This window comes from Sphingopyxis sp. J-6 (assembly GCF_046603995.1).
GTDB lineage: Bacteria > Pseudomonadota > Alphaproteobacteria > Sphingomonadales > Sphingomonadaceae > Sphingopyxis.
In genome coordinates this window covers 1,236,383-1,255,688 of the sequence record NZ_CP145810.1, presented here as the reverse complement: position 1 = coordinate 1,255,688, position 19,306 = coordinate 1,236,383, and the positions used below count along the sequence as shown (strand labels likewise).

Below are 19,306 nucleotides of genomic sequence, written 5' to 3'. Positions count from 1 at the left end.
ATCATATGCGTTCAATCGTTGCGCGCGTCGCCGATCCGGCGCCGGGCCTTGCCGTCGCGCTCGTCGTCGCTGCGACCGCGACCTTCCTCTCCGAACACTATGACGCGCCGGTCATGCTCTATGCGCTGCTGCTCGGCATGGCGCTCAACTTCGTCACCGAAGCGCCGCGCGGCAAGGCCGGGATCGATTTCGCAGCGAAGGGGCTGATGCGGATCGGCGTTGCGCTCCTCGGCTTCCGGATCGGGTGGGATCAGGTATCGGCGCTCGGCTGGGGCCCGGTGGTCATGGTCGTGACGCTCGTCGCGGCGACGATCCTGATCTCGACATTCGCAGCGCGGGCGATGGGGTTCAACCCGTTGTTCGGCTTCCTGTCGGGCGGGGCGACCGCAATCTGCGGCGCCTCGGCGGCCATGGCGTTATCGGCGGCGCTCCCCCCGAACGATCGGAAGGAACAGGCAACCCTGTTCACCGTCATCGGAGTATCGGCGCTGTCGACGACAGCCATGGTGATCTATCCGCTGATCACGCGCGCGCTGGGGCTCGGCGACCATGCCGCCGGCATCTTCATCGGCGCGACGATCCACGACGTCGCGCAGGTCGTCGGCGCCGGCTACGCCATCTCGCCCGACGCGGGAGATACCGCGACGATTGTCAAATTGTTGCGCGTCGCGATGCTGCTACCCGTCATCCTCGTCGCCGGGCAGATCAGTCGGCGTGCAGCCGGTGCTGCGGGCGGCGAGCGCCCGCCGTTATTGCCTTGGTTCGTCGTCGCCTTCGTCGCACTGGTCGCGCTAAACAGCCTCGTCACCTTGCCAACAACGCTCACCGATGCAGGAAACACCCTATCGCGCTGGTGCCTCGTCACCGCGATCGCAGCGATCGGCATGAAGACGCGCCTCGGCGATCTGGTGCAGGTCGGCTGGAAGCCGGTCGCGCTGATGATCGGCGAAACCATCCTGCTCGCCGCGATGGTGCTCGGCTGGCTCACAATCGCTGCATGATGGCGCGCATTGCAAAAAACCTGTCGTGAAATGTGAAATATCGGGCGCTGAGCGCCTTTAGCACCTCCTCAAAATACAATTGGGAGGAAGCCGAAAATGACCAACATCCGTCCGTACCTCTGGGCCACGCCCTTTGCCCTCGCAACCGCGCTCGCGGCATCACCCGTCGCGGCGCAGGAAGCTCCCGTCGACGATACCGCTACCGAGGATTCGGGGAACGTCATTGTCGTCACGGCACAGAAGCGTGCCGAGAATATCCAGGACGTGCCCATCTCGATCGCTGCGGTCAGCGGCGAGACGATGGAAACCGCGAATATCCTGACCGTCATGGACCTCGGCCGGGTCGCGACCAATTTCCAGACGGTGCGCTCATCGAACACCGGTTCGACGCGCATCGGCATCCGTGGCGTCGGCAGCCTCGCCAACACGCTGATCGAACCCAGCGTCGCGGTGTTCATGGACGGTGTCTATGTCCCGCGCTCGGGCGCAATCCTCGGCGCCTTCCTCGACATCGACGGGGTCGAGGTGCTGCGCGGGCCGCAGGGAACGCTGTTCGGCCGCAACGCCAGCGTCGGCGCGCTGTCGATCCGCAGCGCCCTTCCCCGCAACGAATTTTCCGGCGAAGTGTCGGCCGAAGCCGGCTCGTTCGACCGCTACAAGCTGTCGGGCCATATCAACGTCCCGCTCGGCGAGAATATGTCGGCGCGCGTTGCGGCGATGGGTCAATGGTATGACGGTCCGTGGAAGAACGTCTTCGACGGCAAGACCTATGGCGGATCGGACGATGTCGCGGTGCGCGGGACGGTGAAGGCCGAGTTCGGCAATGTCGAATGGATCGTCCGCGGCGACTTCACGCGCCTAGACGGCGACGGCGTCGTCAATTTCGACTTCGACCCAGCTTCGGTGACGCCCGCGCGCCTCGCCTTCCTGCAGGCCGCCTTCAGCGGCGGACCCGACACCAACCTGGGCGACCGCGTGATGAACCAGTCGGTTGCGTCGGGGCTGGTGGACAAGAATTGGGGCGTGTCGAGCACCGCCTCGCTCGACATCGCCGGCGGATCGACGCTGCGGCTGATCAACAGCTATCGCAAATGGACCAACGACCAGCTCGATGGCGATATTGTCTTCTTGCCCGTCCCGCTCGCGACACGGCGTAGCCTATTCGATTCAGGCAGCCAGAACCACGAACTGCAATTCATTTCGCCCGAACGCGAATGGCTGGGCGGCCATTTCGATATGGTCGCGGGGCTCTATTATTTTGAAGAGAAATTTGCCCTTGGTGAACAGCTCAACATGGACACGCAATATTGCAACGTCCTCGTCCCCGCCGGCCCCGGCCGCGCCGCCTGCGCCGCCTACTATGCGAGCACCGGCGGGATCGCGGCAACCGATCAGGACGTGTATCAGAAGGTGCGGAGCATCGCCGCCTATGCGCAGGGCAATGTCTATATCTCCGACGCGCTGACGCTGACGCTCGGCGGCCGCTGGACCAACGACCGCAAGCGCGGCAGCTATTCGCAGGTTTCGAGCCCCTTCACCCAGACGATCCGCGCGCCCGAGGTACTGACCTATCCGGGTCTTTCGGAAAGCCGCTTCACCTATCGCGTCAGCCTGAACTACAAGCCAGCCGATGACGTGATGCTCTTCGCTACCCATTCGACCGGCTACAAGTCGGGCGGCTATAATTCGGGCGGCGGCGTGCCGTCGCTCTCGACCTTCGACCCGCAGAGCAACCTGATCTCGACACGCCGCGTGTTCGACCGCGAGACGGTGAAGAATTACGAACTCGGCATCAAGTCGAGTTGGCTCGACCGCGCTCTGACCGCCAACCTCACCCTCTATCGCATGGACATTGCGGGCTTCCAGGATCGCGCCTTCGACGGGGTCAGCTTCGTCGTCCGCAACGCCGGCAACCTCCGCCAGCAGGGTTTCGAGCTCGATCTCGTCCTCGCGCCGAGCGATCGTTTCTCGGTCTCGGGCTCGCTCGCCTATCTCGACTCCAAATTCACCGATTTTGCCAACGCCTCGGGCCTGCCCGGCATCGGCGGCACGCAGGATCTGACCGGCAAGCCCAACAGCTTCTCACCCGCTTGGTCGGGCAGCCTCGCGGTCGACTGGAACGGCGATATCGGATCGAGCGACCTCACCTGGGCCGCCAATGCGAACGTCGCCTTCGTCTCCGACCAATATGTCGGCACCGTCAACGACGCCAATCCGCAGTCGATTGCCGACGGCTATGCCGTTCTCGGAGCTCGACTGTCTCTGAGCGGCCGGGACGATCGCTGGTCGCTCGCCGTCTTCGCGCGTAACCTCACCAACACCCATTATCGCCCGTTGGCTGTCTATCAGCCGCTTGGTGCCGCTCTCGGCCTGAACAACGGCGCCTTCCCGGGGAGCACGGCGAACCGTATTCAGGCCAACGAGCCGAGGACCTACGGAATCAGCGGAACAATCCGGTTCTGATCATAGCATGGCGACGCGGCTTCTTCCGAAGCCCGTCGCCGTCTGGCCCGTTAGAGGCTGTTCGCTTTTGTCAGCCTGTTTCGCCAAGCGAGCACGCGAGACGCTGATTATGTCGCCACAGACAAAGTCTCTGGCAGATTTGTGCGCTGCAGCGTAAAGGCGCGACCATGAGGATCGCGATCATCGACACCAGCGCCGGGCGAGCGGCCGTCATATCCGACGGTTTGCGCGAAGCGGGCCTCGACGATCTCGTGATCATCGATCCCGTCGGACCGCTCGCCGCGCAGATCGAAGCAGCAGCCCCCGAAGTCGTACTCATAAACCTTGAAAACCCGAGCCGCGACCTGCTCGAAGACTTCTTCGCGATGTCACGCGCGCTCGCGCGGCCGATCGCGATGTTCGTCGATCAGAGCGATGCCGAGGCCACCGGCGCAGCGATCGACGCCGGCGTATCGGCGTACGTCGTCGATGGCCTGTCAAAGCAGCGGATCAAACCGGTGATCGAACTCGCCGTCCGCCGTTTTCAGGCCTTCTCACGCCTCCAGCGCGAACTCGACGACGCCAAGACCGCGCTCGCCGAACGCGCGGTCATCGACAAGGCGAAGGCGATCCTGATGAAACGCCGCCAGATCGACGAGCCGGGGGCTTATGCCCTGCTTCGCGGGCAGGCGATGCGCACGAACCGCCGGATTTCGGAAATTGCCGAGGCGATCGTGACCAGCGAAGCGCTGATGGGAGACATGGAATGACCGCCGAGAGCTTCCGCATCGGCTTCCTGCCGCTCGTCGACGCGGCGCTGCCGATCCTCGCGCACGAACTGGGTTTCGCCGAAGCAGAGGGCATCAAACTCGAACTCGTCCGTGACATGACCTGGGCGACGGTCCGCGACCGGCTGCTCTATGGCCATACCGATGCCGCGCACATGATCGCGCCGCTGGCCATCGCAACCACGCTCGGACGCGACCGTCCGGCCGTTCCGCTGGCGGTTCCCTTTGTGCTCGGGCTTAACGGCAATGCCGTCACCTTCTCGGCGAAACTTGCGGCGGAGACCGGTCTTGCCGACGGGCTGGGCGATCCTGTCAAGATCGGCACTGCAATGAAGCTCATCGCCGACGCCCGGCTGGCCGTTGGCAAGCGGCTGCGTTTCGGTGTCGTCCATCGTTACTCCAGCCACAATTACATGCTGCGCTATTGGCTGGCGGGCGTCGGCATTCGTCCCGATCAGGATATCGAAATCGTCGTCACCAGCCCCCCCTTCGCCGCCGATGCGCTCGCCGCAGGCGAGGTCGATGGCATTTGCGTCGGCGAGCCGTGGAACTCGATCGCGGTCGATAACGGCGTCGGCCACATCGCTCTTGCGACCGCCCAAATCTGGCGCCGCGGCGTCGAGAAGGTGCTCACGATGCGGGCGACCGCACTCGAAGAGCGCCGTGGCGAGGTCGAAGCGTTGGTGCGCTCGCTGCATGCCGCAGCCGCACATTTTGTCGAACCCGGCGTGGCCGAGGAAAGCGCCGACATATTGGCGCGGCCCGAGTATCTCGATGCGCCACGCGATGCGGTGCTGCGCGCAATCACCGACCGCATCCGGCTTGTCCCCGGCGGCGAACCGATCCACTATCCCGACTTCATGTTCCAGTATCGCGAGGCCGCCAATTTTCCGTGGCGCAGCCAGGCCGCGTGGCTCTACTCGCAGATGGTCCGCTGGGACTATGTGGCGTTCGACGACGCCGCAGCCGCTGCGGCCAGCAATGTCTTCCGTCCGGATGTCTACCGCGCCGCGCTTGCCGGCTCCGGCGCTCCCCTGCCCGGCGCCAGCTCGAAGCTCGAAGGCGGGCTCGACGAACCGATCGGCGCGGGTTCGACACAGGGCCGCCTTGTCCTCGGCAGCGACCGCTTTTTCGACGGCCGCGCCTTCGATCCCGACGACATTCAAGGCTATCTGGCTGGACTCGAATGATTTTCCGAGCCGCGCCAATTTATGCTGCACCTGCGAAATAACACCTTGCGGCGAAGGGGCGAATCGGGCAGGTTAAGACCACTCGGCAAGGCTGCCGGGGCAGGATAAAGCGGCGACGGCTCCAACGAGGGGGCCGGTCCGCGAGGCGGGTGGGAAGCCTTTTCCCACATTCCGACATGGCAATGAAGCCGTCAGGATGCGCCCGCATGGCCGCCGTCCTGGCGGCTTTTTTATTGCCCGTCGCACAAGGGGACGGACGATGACGACAGCAAGCGGAGCAGCCGGAACGGCGCCCGGATCGGGTTTCTGGAACAGCGGGCATTGGCCGACGCTGGTGGCGGCCTTTCTCTATTTCGACCTCGCTTTCATGGTGTGGGTGATCCTCGGGCCGTTGGCGCCCGCGATTTCGGAAGACCTTGGCCTGACTCCGGCGCAAAAAGGATTGATGGTCGCGGTGCCGACGCTCGCAGGAGCGGTGCTGCGCGTCGTCAACGGCCTGCTTGTCGATCGCATCGGACCAAAGCGGTCAGGCGCGATCAGCCAGCTTATCGTCATCGCTGGACTGTTCAGCGCGTGGCTGATGGGCGTGCACAGCTTTGCCGGCACGCTCGCGCTCGGCGTGATCCTCGGCTTTGCCGGGGCGAGCTTCGCGATCGCGCTGCCGCTCGCCAGCCGCTGGTATCCGCCCGAACATCAGGGCAAGGCGATGGGGCTGGCCGGGATGGGCAATTCGGGCACCGTACTCGCCGCGCTCTTCGCGCCCGGGCTCGCCAAGCTCTTCGGCTGGAACGCGGTGCTCGGCCTCGCGTGCATCCCGCTGACGATCGTCTTCTTCGTCTATCTTGCGATGGCGAAGGACGCGCCCAATGCGCCGGCGCCCAAGAAGCTGATCGACTATTTCGAACCGCTCAAGAGTGCCGACGCCTGGTGGCTGATGGCCTTCTATTCGGTGACCTTCGGCGGCTTCGTCGGGCTCGCCGCTTCGCTCCCCATCTATTTCACCGACCAGTTCCACCTGACCCCGGTGATGGCGGGCTATTGCACCGCCGCCTGCGTCTTTGCCGGGTCGCTGGTGCGCCCGATGGGCGGCGCGCTCGCCGACCGCATCGGCGGGGTCAAGGCGCTGATGATGGTGTTCGTCGTCGCGGCGCTGGCGCTCGCCGGAGTGCCGCAAGCGGCAAATCTGCCCGCCGCACTCGGCCTGTTCGTGATCGCGATGCTCGCGCTCGGCACCGGTAACGGTTCGGTGTTCCAGCTCGTCCCGCAGCGCTTCGCGGCCGAGATCGGGGTGATGACCGGGCTCGTCGGCATGGCGGGCGGCGTCGGCGGCTTCTACCTCGCCTCGTCGCTCGGCTTCGCCAAGCAGTGGAGCGGCAGCTTCGGCCCCGGCTTCTACATCTTTGCGGGACTGGCGGTCGTCGCGCTGATCGGGCTGATGTTCGTCAAGGGCCAGTGGCGCGCGACCTGGGGCGCGGCCGAAGGCGTGCGGATCTAACCATGACCCGCACCCTCATCCTCTTGCTGGCGCTGGCGCCGGCCGGGGTGGCGCACGCCCAGGACGTCACCCTCAAGCCGCTCGGCGAAGCCCGGCTCCGTTATGAAAGCGTCGATCAGGACGGCCTCGCCGCCGACGCCAACGCCCTGACCCTGCGCGTTCGCGCCGGGGTCGAGGCGAAGGCCGGGCGCTGGTCGGCGCTTGTCGAAGGGCAGGGTAATCTCGGACTCATCGACGATTATTTCGACGGATTACGCGGCAACGCGAGCCGGCCGCTGGTTGCCGATCCCGACAATATCGCCCTCGCCCGCGCCCAGCTCCGCTACGCCTCGCCGACCTTCGCGGTGACTGCGGGGCGTCAGCGCCTCGCCTATGACGACGAGCGCTTCGTCGGCGGCGTCGGCTTTCGCCAGAACGGCCAAAGCTTCGACGCGGTGCGCGCCGAAGTGACGCCTATCAAGGGCGTCAAGGCCGACATCGCTTACGCTTGGAGCGTCCGCACCATCTGGGGCATCGACGGCACGGGGGCGCGGCAGCAGGCGGTGTCGGGAGACAATGTCTTCGCCAACCTCAGCGTGGCGACACCGGCCGGAAAACTCGCAGCCTTCGCCTATCTGGTCGATCAGGACGAAGCGGCGGTGCAGGGTTTCCGCCTGTCGAGCCAGAGCTATGGCGTCCGGCTCGATGGCAGCCAGCCGCTCGGCAAGGCGAAAATCGCGTATCAGCTCAGCTACGCCCGCCAATCCGACTGGCACCGCAATCCCAATGATTATGCGGCGGACTATTATCTCGCCGATGTCGCGATCGACTTTGGCGGGCCGAGGCTTGGCGCGGGGTATGAGGTGCTGGGCGCGAGCGACGGCACCGCCCTCACCAGCTTCCAGACCCCGCTCGCCACCGGGTTCAAATTCCAAGGCTGGGCCGACAAATTCCTCACCACCCCGCCCGACGGCGTGCGCGATCTTTATGCGAGTGCCGGCTGGGGCTGGAAGGCGGTCGGCCCGCTCAAGGCCGTGATGCTGCAAGCGGTCTACCACGACTATCGCAGCGACCGCGCCAGCCGCGCCTACGGCGACGAGATCGACCTCCTCGCCAGCGCCAAGCTCGGTAAATTCACCGCCTCCGCCCGCTACGCCCACTACGACGCCGACACTTTCGCCACCGATACCGACAAATTCTGGCTGCAACTGGACTGGATGCTCTGATGGAACACCGCCCCCTCAAACCCGACGCCGACACGCGCGAGCATCTGGTCGTGATCGGCAACGGCATGGCCGGCTGCCGCGCGGTCGAGGAACTGCTCGCGCGCGATCCGAACCGCTACCGCGTGACGATCTTTGGCGCCGAACCGCGGGTCAATTACAACCGCATCATGCTCTCCCCCGTCCTCGCGGGCGAGAAATGCTTCGACGACATCGTGATCAACGATGCGGGCTGGTACGCCGACAACGGCATCGCGCTGATCGCGGGCGACCCCGTCGCGGCGATCGACCGCGCCGCCAGGACGGTGACGACGCGCAGCGGGCTCGTCGAAAGCTATGACCGGCTGCTGATCGCCACCGGCTCCGATCCCTTCATCATCCCGGTTCCCGGCAAGGATCTGCCCGGCGTCATCGCCTTCCGCGACATGGACGACGTCGATACGATGCTCGCCGCCGCGGATGCCGGCGGCGATGCCGTCGTGATCGGCGGCGGCCTGCTCGGGCTCGAGGCGGCGCACGGCCTCAGCTTGCGCGGCATGAAGGTCACCGTCATCCACCTGATGCCGACCTTGATGGAGCGCCAGCTCGACGAGGCCGCCGGCTGGCTGCTCAAACAGGCGCTCGAAGCGCGCGGCCAGACGATCCTGACCGGCGCCGACACCGCTGCGATCATTGGCACCGGCAAGGTCGAGGGCGTGAAACTCAAGGACGGGACGCTGATCCCCGCCAGCCTGGTCGTCATGGCGGTCGGTATCCGCCCGTCGACCCAACTCGCCCGCGACGCGGGCCTCGCGATCGGGCGCGGCATACAGGTCGACGACCATATGGTCACCAGCGACCCCGCGGTGCTCGCGGTCGGCGAATGCGTCGAACATGACGGGCAGGTCTATGGCCTCGTCGCGCCGCTGTGGGACATGTGCCGCAGCCTCGCCGACGGCCTCGTCGAACAGCCGACCGGCTATCGCGGATCGGTGACCTCGACCAAGCTCAAAGTGTCGGGCATCGACGTCTTTTCGGCGGGCGATTTTTCGGGCGGCGACGGGTGCGAGGATATCGTGCTGCGTGACGCCAGCCGCGGCGTCTACAAACGCGTCATCGTCAAGGACGACCGCATCGTCGGCGCCGTCCTCTACGGCGATACCGTCGACGGCAATTGGTATTTCGACCTGCTCAAGAAGCAGGAGGACGTCTCCGACCTCCGCGACCTGCTCATCTTCGGCCAGGCCTTCGCCGCGGGAGGCGGCGCGGCGGACCCTAAGGCGGTCGTTGCGGCGCTTTCCGACGACGCGGAAATCTGCGGCTGCAACGGCGTTACCAAGGGCCAGGTCGTCTCGTGCATCGCCAAGGGCGCGCACAGTCTCGACGCCGTGCGCGGCACCTGCAAGGCGTCGGCGAGCTGCGGCAGCTGCACCGGCCTCGTCGACAATCTGCTCGCGCTGACCCTCGGCGACGATGTCCAGAGCGGGCCCAAGACGATGTGCAAATGCACCAGCTTCGGCCACGACGACGTGCGGCGCGAGATCGTCGCGCAGAATATGCGCTCGATCCCCGAGGTGATGCAGAAGCTGCACTGGACGACCCCCGATGGCTGCTCCTCGTGCCGCCCGGCGCTCAATTACTATCTGCTCTGCGCGCTGCCCGGCGACTATCTCGACGACCAGCAGAGCCGTTTCGTCAACGAGCGCCTCCACGCCAATATCCAGAAGGACGGCACTTATTCGGTCGTCCCGCGGATGTGGGGCGGGCTCACCAACCCCAAAGAGCTGCGCGCGATCGCCGACGTCGTCGAAAAGTACAACGCGCCGATGGTCAAGGTGACCGGCGGCCAGCGGCTCGACATCTTCGGGATCAGGAAGGAGGATCTGCCCGCGGTGTGGGCCGATCTCAATGCCGCAGGCATGGTTTCGGGCCACGCCTATGGCAAGGCGCTGCGCACGGTGAAGACCTGCGTCGGGTCCGAATGGTGCCGCTTCGGCACGCAGGATTCGACCGGGCTCGGCGTCAAGCTCGAACGGATGAGCTGGGGCAGCTGGATGCCGCACAAATTCAAGATCGCGGTGTCGGGCTGCCCGCGCAACTGCGCCGAGGCGACGATCAAGGATTTCGGCGTCGTCTGCGTCGACAGCGGCTACGAGCTCCATGTCGGCGGCAACGGCGGCATCCACGTCCGCGCCACCGATCTGCTCTGCAAGGTCGCGACCGAGCAGGAGGCAATGGATTATTGCGCCGCCTTCATCCAGCTCTACCGCGAAGAAGCGCGCTATCTCGAGCGCACCGCGCCGTGGATCGAGCGCGTCGGGCTCGCGCATATCGTCGCGCGCATCGTCGACGACGAACCGGGCCGCGAGGCGCTGCGCGCCCGCTTCCTCTATTCGCAAAGCTTCAGCCAGGACGATCCCTGGGCGCAGCGCGCCGAGGGCGCCGAGGCCGAACATCATGCGCCGATGGCGCGCTTCACCCCGCAGGAGGAACCGGCATGACGACCACCGCAGCATGGCTCGACATCGGCTGGGTCGACCAGATCCCCGTGCGCGGCAGCCGCACCGTGCAGGTCGAGGGCGGCGACGACATCGCGCTCTTCCGCACCGCCGAGGGCAAGGTCTTTGCCCTCCTCGACCGCTGCCCGCACAAGCACGGGCGGCTGTCTCAGGGCATCGTCCATGGCGGCGCGGTCGCCTGCCCCTTGCATAACTGGCGGATCAGCCTGTCGACCGGCGAGGCGCTCGGCGAGGACAAGGGCTGCACTCCGACGGTCCCAGTCAAGATCGACGGCGGCCGCGTCCTCATCTGCCGCGCGAGCACGCTGAAGGCGGCGGCGTAATGGCGGAGGCGGTCCGCACGACCTGCGCCTATTGCGGCGTCGGCTGCGGCATTCGCGCGGCGGTGACCGGCGAGCGGACGGTCGGGATCGCCGGCGACCCCGATCACCCCGCCAACCGTGGCCGCCTCTGCTCGAAAGGCACCCATCTGGGTGAAACGGTGGGGCTGGAAGGGCGCCTGCTTGTGCCCATGATCGGCACCAAGCGCACAAGCTGGGACAAGGCGCTCGATCTCGTCGCGAAAAAATTCCGCGAGACGATCGCCCGCCACGGCCCGAACAGCGTCGCCTTCTATGTCTCGGGTCAGCTCCTCACCGAGGATTATTATATCGCGAACAAGCTGATGAAGGGCTTCATCGGCACCGCGAACATCGACACCAATTCGCGGCTCTGCATGTCGAGCGCGGTCGCCGGCCATATGCGCGCGTTCGGCGAGGACGTCGTGCCAGCGACCTATGACGATCTCGACGCCGCCGACCTGTTCGTCCTCGTCGGATCGAACACCGCCTGGTGCCACCCGATCGTCTACCAGCGCATCCGGGCGCGCTGCGAGGCGGGCGCCAAGCTCGTCGTCATCGACCCACGCCGCACCGAGACCGCCGAAGAGGCCGACCTGCACCTCGCGATCCGCCCCGGCAGCGACGTCGCGCTGATGAACGGCCTGCTCCAGCATTGCCGCGAGGCCGGCTTGGTCGACGCGGATTATCTCGCCGCGCATGTCGCGGTTCCCGAGGATTTCTGGGGCGAGCTTGGCGAGGGGAATGACCTGTGGTCGGTGGCGCGCAGCTGCGATGTCCCCGCTGCCGACCTCAGGCATTTCTATGAACTGTTCGCCGCGACCCCGCGCACCGTCACGCTGTTCAGCCAGGGGGTCAACCAGTCGACCGCGGGCACCGATCAGGTCAATGCGATCACCAACCTCCATCTCGCCACGGGCCGCATCGGCAAGCCCGGCGCGGCGCCCTTCTCGATCACCGGCCAGCCCAATGCGATGGGCGGGCGCGAGGTCGGCGGGCTCGCCTCGACGCTCGCCGCGCATATGGATTTCGCGCCCGAAAACCGCGACCGCGTCCAGCGCTTCTGGGCCGCACCAACGATGGCGGAAAAACCGGGGCTGAAAGCCGTCGATATGTTCCGCGCGATCGGCGAGGGACGGATCAAGGCGCTGTGGGTGATGGCGACCAACCCCGCGGTGTCGATGCCCGACGCGAACCGGGTGCGCGACGCCTTGGCCGCCTGCCCCTTCGTCGTCGTCAGCGACGTGACCGAAAAGACCGATACCGGCGCCTTTGCGCACGTCCGCCTGCCCGCCGCCGCATGGGGCGAAAAGGACGGCACGGTCACGAACAGCGACCGCACGATCAGCCGCCAGCGCGCCCTTTTCCCGCTCCCCGGCGAAGCGAAGCCCGACTGGTGGATCGTCAAGGAGGTCGCGCGGCGGATGGGGTGGAAGACCGCCTTCGCCTATGACCGCCCCGCCGACATCTGGCGCGAGCATTGCCGCCTGTCGACCTATGACAATGACGGCGCGCGCCTGTTCGCGCTCCCCGGCAAGGCGCAGGGCGGCAATGCCGCCTATGACGCGATGGAGCCCTTTCGCTGGGGCGGCGACCATCCCTTCGCGGATGGCCGTTTTTCGACCGCGGACGGGCGCGCCCGGCTCATTCCCGTCGCGCAGAAGCCGCTGCCCGAACCGCTCGCCAAATGGCCGCTGACCCTCAACACCGGCCGCTACCGCGATCAATGGCACAGCATGACCCGCACCGGCCTCGCCCCCAAGCTCGCGCGGCATCGCGAGGAACCGCTGGTCGAGGTCCATCCCGCCGACGGGGCTCGGCTCGGCCTGACCGACGGCGGGCTCGCGCGGGTCGGCACGCCGCAGGGCGACAGCCTCTACCGCGTCCGGTTCGGCGACGGCCAGCGTCCCGGCGAACTCTTCGTCCCCATCCACTGGACCGACCGCACGGCGAGCGGCGGCCGCACCGGGCTGCTGCCGCGTCCGCTCGTCGACCCGGTGTCAGGCCAGCCGGGGTTCAAGCGCACCCCCGCGTCAATTGCCGCCGTCACCCCCAAATGGCGCGGTTTCCTGCTCCTCGCCCGCGAACTTGCCGACACCCCGCGCTGCCTGTGGGCGACGCGCGTCGCGGTGCCGGCGGGGGTCATGTGGGAGGTCGCAGGCAATGGCGACCTCAAGACCATCGAGGCGCTGCTCCCCAAGGGCGAGCGCATCGAGGCACAGGACGCCGCGCGCGGCACGCGGCGCGTCGCCATCGTCGCGAACGGCCGCCTCGCCGGCGCGCTCTTCGTCACCGAAACCGGCGAACTGCCCCCCCGCGACTGGCTGATCGCGCAGCTATCCGCGCCACAAGTCGCCTCCACTCTGCTCGCCGGCCGCGCGCCGGGCGTACAGGTCGATCGCGGCCCGGTGATCTGCGTCTGCTTCGACGTCGGGCTGAAGACGATCGTCGCGGCGATCCGCGACCAGAAACTCGCCGACGTCGCAGCCATCGGCGGCGCGCTCGGCGCCGGAACCAATTGCGGCTCTTGCCGTCCCGCGCTCGCGCGCATCCTGACCGAGGAGACCAGCAATGCAGCCTGACGATTTCGCACCCGGAATGGTATGGCTTGTCGGCGCCGGCCCCGGCGACCCCGAGCTTCTGACGATGAAGGCGGTGCGATTGATCGAGCGCGCCGACATCGTCTTTTACGACGCGCTTGTCGGCGACGGCGTGCTCGCACTGATCCCGGCCGGGACCGAGGCGATCAGCGTCGGCAAACGGTCGGCCCGCCATTCGAAGGACCAGCGCGCGATCGACGCGATGCTGGTCGACGCCGCCGCAGCCGGCAGGCGCGTAGTGCGCCTGAAGGGCGGCGACCCGTCGATCTTCGGCCGCTCCGCCGAAGAGGTGAGCGCGCTGAAAAATGCAGGCTATGCGGCCCACATCTGCCCCGGTATCACCGCAGCCTGCGCGGCTGCCGCATCGGCGGGGATATCGCTCTCGCTGCGCGGCGTGGCACGTGACGTTCGTTTCGTCACCGCACACAGCAAGCGCGGTGCGGCGCTCGACATCGACTGGAGCTCGCTCGCGTTCGGAGGATCGACCCTTGCCTTCTATATGGGTCGCGACGCCGCCGGTGACATCATGCGTGGTCTGATGCGGGCGGGAATGTCCGGAACCATGCCCGTGATGATCTCCTGCAATGTCAGCGGACCAGACGAGCGCCGGCTGGCGACGCGTCTTGATCTTCTCGAACTCGCGACCGGATCGTTTGCCGCGGATGCCCCAACGCTGATCCTCGTCGGCGATGCCATCGAGCAAGGCGGCGCTGCACACATTGCCTCGGCCACCGACGCAAGACAGATACATGAGTAAGCATGAAGCACTCCCGGCAACAGGCCCCTGCGCCGCGTCGATCGATTTCGACGGTGCGCTGGCGATGCTGAGCATGATTTTGCCTTTCTCGCGCGCCGGGATTCGAACCGGGATCGGCGCGCGAAATCTGTTGGTAGGGCCCGATTTCCTACCAACAAAATGACAAAAACAGGCTTGGGCTGCAAGGGGGGCAGCCGGGACGCGCTGGGACTGGCCCATGCTGTAACCCGCTGATTTCCTTGTTTTTTGGTGGGACGCGCTGGGCGTCTCTGGGTCCCCTTGGGACGGTGGCCTGGCAGGGGCAGCAGGATTCGAGTTTTATCAGTAAGATATTATTTTATATCAATAAAATGGAAATTGGTATTCGAGTTTTCAGAAATCGAACCTTGGGCTGCCGTGGCACTTCACCGGACATTGTGGTTCAATAGCAAACGCCTTGGGATCTCGTGGGACAAATCTATCCTCAGCATATTCTCCTAGCGACACCCTTCCGTTCCAGCTTCAATTTTCGCTTCCTCGTGCAGACTATACCCTACAGGGTATATCAGGAAATTATACCCTGCGAGGTATATTGCGTATTTATACCTTAGAGGGTATATAGAAGCCCGGAGACACGGCATGAACCAGATGGTACGAACCGCTAAGCAGCTGGGCGCCTATATTCAGGACGCCCGCGTCCGCAAGGGCATCTCGCAGCAGCAGCTTGCCGAGATGATCGGAAAGCACCAAAAGACTATATCGAGTATTGAGCAGGGCAGCGACGGCACGAAGCTCGAAACGCTTCTCCTCGTCCTCGCCGCGCTCGAACTCAACATGCAGATAAGTGTCCGCACCAAGGCAGCGCAAAACATCGGTGACATCTTCTGATATGGCGCGCACGAAGACGCATGTCCCGCTCGACGTCCTGATAAACGGGCGCCTTGCGGGCCAGCTGGAAAAAGAGACGAGCGGCGCGATCAGCTTCCGCTACGATGAAAGCTGGCTCGCCTGGGAACATCGTTTTGCGATTTCGCTCTCGCTCCCGTTGCGAAGCATTATTTACCGCGGCGCACCTGTCATCGCCGTGTTCGACAATCTCCTTCCCGATAACAGCAATATCCGGAGGCGTGTTGCCGAGCGCACCGGCGCTGCAGGGACCGACGCCTACAGCCTACTCGAACAGATTGGTCGCGACTGTTGTCAAACGGCCCTTTAATTGCGGGTTTCTGTCAAGCCTGTGTATTGATCCGAACCGGGGTCATGGTCCTTTTCGAGGTCATGGCCTCATGATGATGTCCGGGTCGGGTGCCTCAACGTGCGCAACGCGGTCCTGGAAGTCCGCAGCCGTTTGAACGAGGTCACCGCAACCACCGTCCCGGTGGATCATCACAGGTCTGGCGTCAGTCCTGCAATTTCAGGGTAGGTATGACGGTCAGGCAGGCCGTTTCCCCCATTCGAACTCGGTTCCATCCACCCAGATGCAATGAAGGATGATAGCGAGTTTTCGGGCAACGGCGACCTGCGCTTTCTTCATGCCACTTCGCTTTGCAAGCCGCAGCCCCCACGCCTTAAGCGAGCACCACCGCTTGGTTCGATGAAGCAGCACGCTGGCCGCCTCGAACAAATAGGTGCGCAACAGCCGGTCGCCCCAGCGCGAGACTTTTCCCGTTACGTCCATTTCACCCGATTGCTTTCGGCGGGGCGTGAGCCCGAGATAAGCGCCGACCTTTGCCGCATTCTGGAAGCGCGTCGGGTCGTCGATCGTGTGACGATATGTCAGGGCCGTGACGACGCCAATGCCTGGCACGGTCATCAGCCGCCGCGTCGTTTCATCCTCACGCGCAAGCTGGCGAATGGTTCGATCGATCCTTTCCAGCTCGCCGCAGGTTTGCTTGTGCACGGATAGCAGCGGGCGAAGAATGGAGCCGAGAGCATGGCCATCGGCGATGAGGTCGTTGACCCGCCGTTGGAACTGCCCGCCGGCTGCGCGTGGAAAGAGCAAGCCGCATTCCTTAAGCATAGAGCGCATCTGATTTTCCAGATCGCGTCGGACTCGCACCAATCGGGATCGACACACGAGGATGGATCGCGCAGTCTGGCTTTCCTCGCTCTTGACGGCAACCTCTCGATACCAGCCGACTCGGACGAGTTCCGCCAGGCCTCGAGCATCATTCTCGTCGCTCTTGTTCATGCGAACGGACAGGGCCGCATGGGCGTGACGCGCATCGATGCAGACCACGGGCAAACCGGTGCGCTTGAGTTCATGCCAGAGCCAGCTCGACATGGCGCCAGTTTCAAGACCGACGCGTTCGGCATTGGGAGCTTTCCTGGAGATGACCGCCGCCAGCACGCCCGGATCGGATTTCACCCGGCCCTGGTGAATGGGCCGTCCTGCCTCATCGACGATGCAAATCGACGTTTCCTTTTGCGACACGTCCAGTCCGACATAGTGCTTCATGGCGATGCTCCTCCGTTACGATGATTTCTCGTACCCTGCAGCTGTCGCGCCCCAATGGGAACAACGGCAGCAATTACGTCATCGTGTTCAAAAGGGACCCCCGATCGGCGTCGAAGAGGGACCCCCTTTTCGGATAATATGATGCTGGTTTGTTGAAGATGGCCTTGCGCTGCGTGCGGCGGAGGGCGGGCGTAGCCCGACCGGAGGCGCGCGCAGCGCAAGATAGATTTTTGAAGGCGCCGAAGGTGGCTGTCAGCTGCGGTTTTTGAAGCGCCAGCTGTCGTTGCCCGTCTCGACGATATCGCAGTGGTGGGTGACGCGGTCGAGCAGCGCCGTGGTCATCTTGGGATCGCCGAACACGGTCGGCCATTCGCCGAAGGCGAGGTTCGTGGTGATGATGACGCTGGTCCGCTCATAAAGCTTGCTGATGAGGTGGAACAGCAACTGCCCTCCCGAGCGGGCGAACGGCAGATAACCGAGCTCGTCGAGCACGATCAGGTCGAGCCGCGACAGCTGCGCCGCCAGGGTCCCGCCTTTGCCGATCCGGGTCTCCTCTTCGAGGCGTGTCACCAGATCGACGGTGTTGAAGTAGCGGGCGCGAGCGCCCCTTCGCACGACATTGGCGGTGATCGCGATGGCGAGGTGGGTCTTGCCTGTCCCCGTGCCGCCGACCAGCACGATATTGCGGCGAGGCGGGAGGAAGGAGCCATCGTGAAGGGAGCGGATCATCTCCTCATTGATCGGTGTGCCCTCGAAGCTGAACCGCTCCAGGTCCTTCACCACGGGCAGCCTCGCAGCCGTCATCCGATAGCGGATGGAGGCTGCATCCCGGTGGGTCGCCTCAGCACGGAGCAGGTCGGTCAGTATCTCCATGGTGGTGCGCTTGCGCTGGAGGCCGGTGGTGACCGCCTCGTCGAACGCCGCCGCCATGCCCTTGAGTCCGAGGCCGCGCATCGTGTCGATCATATCATGCCGCTGCATCATAGCCTCGCAGCAGATCATAGCGGGCACAGTCGGCGAGCGGAGGATGCTGCAGCATCCGGTCTTCCGAAGTGACGATGCTGTGGGGTGTCGCCGGCTCGCGGCGCCGGGAGAGGATGTTGAGGATCAGCTCGTCGCTGGCCGTTCCGTTCGCCAACGCTTCGCGCACGGCAGCCTCTACCGGCTCCAGGCCATCGGTGAGCACCGCCGAGAGGACCCGCACGAACCTGCGATCCGCCTCGTCCCCGGTGCCGAGCCTTCGCCGTAATCGATGCAACGCGGGCGGCAGATCCCAGTCCTGGAACGGCGCCCCGTTACGGAGCGCGCCGGGCTTGTGCGCGAGGACCGGCAGATAATGCCAAGGATCGTAGATGGTGCGGTTCCGACCGAAGTGGCGCTCATGCTCCCCGACGATCTCTTCGCCGCAACGGATGACGATACGATCGGCATAGGCACGCACCTGCACGGTCCGGCGCGCGGCCGTCGACATGACCGAGTAGCGGTTCCGATCGAAGCTGATGAGGCAGGTGCCGGTGACGGCATGCTCGCTCTCATGGAAGCCGTCGAACGGTGCCAGGATCGGCTGCAGGGCCGGTCGTTCCATCTCCAGCGCCTCGGCGACGGTGATGTCGCTGCGCTCGGGGTGGGCGTGATGCTCGGCCCAGCGTCGGCACTCCGCCTCCAGCCACCCGTTGAGCTCGGCCAGGCTGGCGAACCGAAGCCGCGGCTGGAAGAAGCGGCCCCGGATCGTCTGGACTTGCTGCTCAACCTGGCCCTTCTCCCATCCCGCTGCTGGTGAGCAGGCCGTCGGCTCGACCATGTAATGATCGGTCATGATCAGGAAGCGGCGGTTGAACACGCGCTCCTTGCCGGTGAACACGCTCGTCACCGCCGTCTTCATATTATCGTAGATACCGCGCCGGGGCACGCCGCCGAAGAAAGCGAACGCCCGAGCATGGGCATCGAACAGCATCTCCTGGCTCTCACGCGGATAGGCCCGGACATAAGGCGTGCGCGATGCGCAGAGACGAGCGTGCGCAACCTTTATCCGCATCGGCTTGCCGGCGATCTCCACATCCTCATGGCTCCAGTCGAACTGGTAGGCCTCGCCGGGCTGGAAGGTCATCGGGATGAACGCCGGTGCACCTTCGCCGGCATCCTTCCGACGCGCAGCACGCCAGCGCGCCGCATAGCGGCGCACCGCGTCATAGGAACCTTCGAACCCTTCACGCGCAAGCAGATCATGGATACGCGTCATCCGCAGCCGGTCGCGGCGACCTCGCGCCTCGTTCTCCTCGAGAAGCACATCGAGCCGTTCCTGATAGGGGCCAATCCGCGGTAAAGGCTGGACTTTGCGCTGATAGTTGAACGCCGCCTCCGGCGACCGGATCGCTTTGCGGACGACCTTCCGCGACAAACGAAGGTCACGAGCGATCGCCTTGATCGCCTTACCCGCTGCATGCTCACGCCGAATCCGAACCACTGTCTCCACGATCAACATCCCGTTCTCGCCAACTGATCAAAACCAGTCGGCCGACTAAATCCCCGGGATGAAGGGGTCCTTTTTGCACGCCGAT

General features: G+C 65.1%; 16 protein-coding genes. 13 read left to right on the top strand and 3 right to left on the bottom strand.

Features of this window, described 5'->3' with window-relative positions:
- The first annotated feature begins 5 nt into the window (after nt 1-5).
- The 13 genes from V6U71_RS06050 to V6U71_RS05990 all read left to right on the top strand — a co-directional run bounded on the left by V6U71_RS06050 (nt 6) and on the right by V6U71_RS05990 (nt 15,506).
- Nucleotides 6-1,001 (top strand): YeiH family protein, encoded by a 996-nt coding sequence (locus tag V6U71_RS06050; protein WP_411341397.1) that lies wholly within the window; start codon nt 6-8, stop codon nt 999-1,001.
- A gap of 96 nt (nt 1,002-1,097) precedes the next feature.
- Nucleotides 1,098-3,464: a TonB-dependent receptor gene (locus V6U71_RS06045; protein ID WP_411341396.1), complete on the top strand. Its 2,367-nt coding sequence runs from the start codon at nt 1,098-1,100 to the stop codon at nt 3,462-3,464.
- 167 nt (nt 3,465-3,631) lie between these two features.
- The gene (locus V6U71_RS06040) at nt 3,632-4,213 is read left to right on the top strand and encodes an ANTAR domain-containing response regulator (protein WP_411341395.1); all 582 of its coding nucleotides are present in this window, start codon (nt 3,632-3,634) and stop codon (nt 4,211-4,213) included.
- On the top strand, nt 4,210-5,421 hold the full coding sequence (locus V6U71_RS06035; protein ID WP_411341394.1) for a CmpA/NrtA family ABC transporter substrate-binding protein: 1,212 nt from the start codon (nt 4,210-4,212) through the stop codon (nt 5,419-5,421). The genes V6U71_RS06040 and V6U71_RS06035 overlap by 4 nt, the downstream gene beginning before the upstream one ends.
- A gap of 259 nt (nt 5,422-5,680) precedes the next feature.
- On the top strand, nt 5,681-6,916 hold the full coding sequence (locus V6U71_RS06030) for a nitrate/nitrite transporter (protein ID WP_411341393.1): 1,236 nt from the start codon (nt 5,681-5,683) through the stop codon (nt 6,914-6,916).
- Between the two features lie 2 nt (nt 6,917-6,918).
- Nucleotides 6,919-8,121 (top strand): hypothetical protein, encoded by a 1,203-nt coding sequence (locus tag V6U71_RS06025; RefSeq protein ID WP_411341392.1) that lies wholly within the window; start codon nt 6,919-6,921, stop codon nt 8,119-8,121.
- The gene (gene nirB / locus V6U71_RS06020) at nt 8,121-10,598 is read left to right on the top strand and encodes a nitrite reductase large subunit NirB (protein ID WP_411341391.1); all 2,478 of its coding nucleotides are present in this window, start codon (nt 8,121-8,123) and stop codon (nt 10,596-10,598) included. The genes V6U71_RS06025 and nirB overlap by 1 nt, the downstream gene beginning before the upstream one ends.
- Nucleotides 10,595-10,939, top strand: a complete 345-nt coding sequence (gene nirD, locus V6U71_RS06015; RefSeq protein ID WP_411341390.1) for a nitrite reductase small subunit NirD — start codon at nt 10,595-10,597, stop codon at nt 10,937-10,939. The genes nirB and nirD overlap by 4 nt, the downstream gene beginning before the upstream one ends.
- On the top strand, nt 10,939-13,536 hold the full coding sequence (locus V6U71_RS06010) for a molybdopterin-dependent oxidoreductase (RefSeq protein ID WP_411341389.1): 2,598 nt from the start codon (nt 10,939-10,941) through the stop codon (nt 13,534-13,536). The genes nirD and V6U71_RS06010 overlap by 1 nt, the downstream gene beginning before the upstream one ends.
- Complete coding sequence (gene cobA, locus V6U71_RS06005) at nt 13,526-14,311, top strand: uroporphyrinogen-III C-methyltransferase (protein WP_411341388.1); 786 nt, start codon at nt 13,526-13,528, stop codon at nt 14,309-14,311. Before V6U71_RS06010 ends, cobA begins: the two co-directional genes overlap by 11 nt.
- Nucleotides 14,304-14,474 (top strand): hypothetical protein, encoded by a 171-nt coding sequence (locus V6U71_RS06000; protein WP_411341387.1) that lies wholly within the window; start codon nt 14,304-14,306, stop codon nt 14,472-14,474. Before cobA ends, V6U71_RS06000 begins: the two co-directional genes overlap by 8 nt.
- A gap of 455 nt (nt 14,475-14,929) precedes the next feature.
- Entirely contained in the window at nt 14,930-15,178 is a 249-nt protein-coding gene (locus tag V6U71_RS05995; protein WP_411341386.1) for a helix-turn-helix domain-containing protein, read from the top strand.
- A gap of 1 nt (nt 15,179) precedes the next feature.
- Complete coding sequence (locus V6U71_RS05990; protein ID WP_411341385.1) at nt 15,180-15,506, top strand: HipA N-terminal domain-containing protein; 327 nt, start codon at nt 15,180-15,182, stop codon at nt 15,504-15,506.
- 216 nt (nt 15,507-15,722) lie between these two features.
- On the opposite strand, the gene V6U71_RS05985 is transcribed toward V6U71_RS05990, so the two are convergent.
- From V6U71_RS05985 to istA, 3 genes are all read right to left on the bottom strand, one after another.
- Nucleotides 15,723-16,748: an IS110 family transposase gene (locus V6U71_RS05985; protein ID WP_058537102.1), complete on the bottom strand. Its 1,026-nt coding sequence runs from the start codon at nt 16,746-16,748 to the stop codon at nt 15,723-15,725.
- Between the two features lie 252 nt (nt 16,749-17,000).
- Nucleotides 17,001-17,729 (bottom strand): IS21-like element helper ATPase IstB, encoded by a 729-nt coding sequence (gene istB / locus V6U71_RS05980; protein ID WP_031304487.1) that lies wholly within the window; start codon nt 17,727-17,729, stop codon nt 17,001-17,003.
- A complete protein-coding gene (gene istA, locus V6U71_RS05975; RefSeq protein ID WP_068878314.1) occupies nt 17,716-19,230 on the bottom strand; it encodes an IS21 family transposase in 1,515 nt (504 codons plus the stop codon). The genes istB and istA overlap by 14 nt, the downstream gene beginning before the upstream one ends.
- Nucleotides 19,231-19,306: the final 76 nt, after the last annotated feature.

Bases quoted from the DNA above. Each gene is read 5' to 3' on its own strand.
- V6U71_RS06050 (WP_411341397.1), top strand. From the start codon at position 6: ATGCGTTCAATCGTTGCGCGCGTCGCCGATCCGGCGCCGGGCCTTGCC.
- V6U71_RS06045 (WP_411341396.1), top strand. From the start codon at position 1,098: ATGACCAACATCCGTCCGTACCTCTGGGCCACGCCCTTTGCCCTCGCA.
- V6U71_RS06040 (WP_411341395.1), top strand. From the start codon at position 3,632: ATGAGGATCGCGATCATCGACACCAGCGCCGGGCGAGCGGCCGTCATA.
- V6U71_RS06035 (WP_411341394.1), top strand. From the start codon at position 4,210: ATGACCGCCGAGAGCTTCCGCATCGGCTTCCTGCCGCTCGTCGACGCG.
- V6U71_RS06030 (WP_411341393.1), top strand. From the start codon at position 5,681: ATGACGACAGCAAGCGGAGCAGCCGGAACGGCGCCCGGATCGGGTTTC.
- V6U71_RS06025 (WP_411341392.1), top strand. From the start codon at position 6,919: ATGACCCGCACCCTCATCCTCTTGCTGGCGCTGGCGCCGGCCGGGGTG.
- nirB (WP_411341391.1), top strand. From the start codon at position 8,121: ATGGAACACCGCCCCCTCAAACCCGACGCCGACACGCGCGAGCATCTG.
- nirD (WP_411341390.1), top strand. From the start codon at position 10,595: ATGACGACCACCGCAGCATGGCTCGACATCGGCTGGGTCGACCAGATC.
- V6U71_RS06010 (WP_411341389.1), top strand. From the start codon at position 10,939: ATGGCGGAGGCGGTCCGCACGACCTGCGCCTATTGCGGCGTCGGCTGC.
- cobA (WP_411341388.1), top strand. From the start codon at position 13,526: ATGCAGCCTGACGATTTCGCACCCGGAATGGTATGGCTTGTCGGCGCC.
- V6U71_RS06000 (WP_411341387.1), top strand. From the start codon at position 14,304: ATGAGTAAGCATGAAGCACTCCCGGCAACAGGCCCCTGCGCCGCGTCG.
- V6U71_RS05995 (WP_411341386.1), top strand. From the start codon at position 14,930: ATGAACCAGATGGTACGAACCGCTAAGCAGCTGGGCGCCTATATTCAG.
- V6U71_RS05990 (WP_411341385.1), top strand. From the start codon at position 15,180: ATGGCGCGCACGAAGACGCATGTCCCGCTCGACGTCCTGATAAACGGG.
- V6U71_RS05985 (WP_058537102.1), bottom strand. From the start codon at position 16,748: ATGAAGCACTATGTCGGACTGGACGTGTCGCAAAAGGAAACGTCGATT.
- istB (WP_031304487.1), bottom strand. From the start codon at position 17,729: ATGCAGCGGCATGATATGATCGACACGATGCGCGGCCTCGGACTCAAG.
- istA (WP_068878314.1), bottom strand. From the start codon at position 19,230: ATGTTGATCGTGGAGACAGTGGTTCGGATTCGGCGTGAGCATGCAGCG.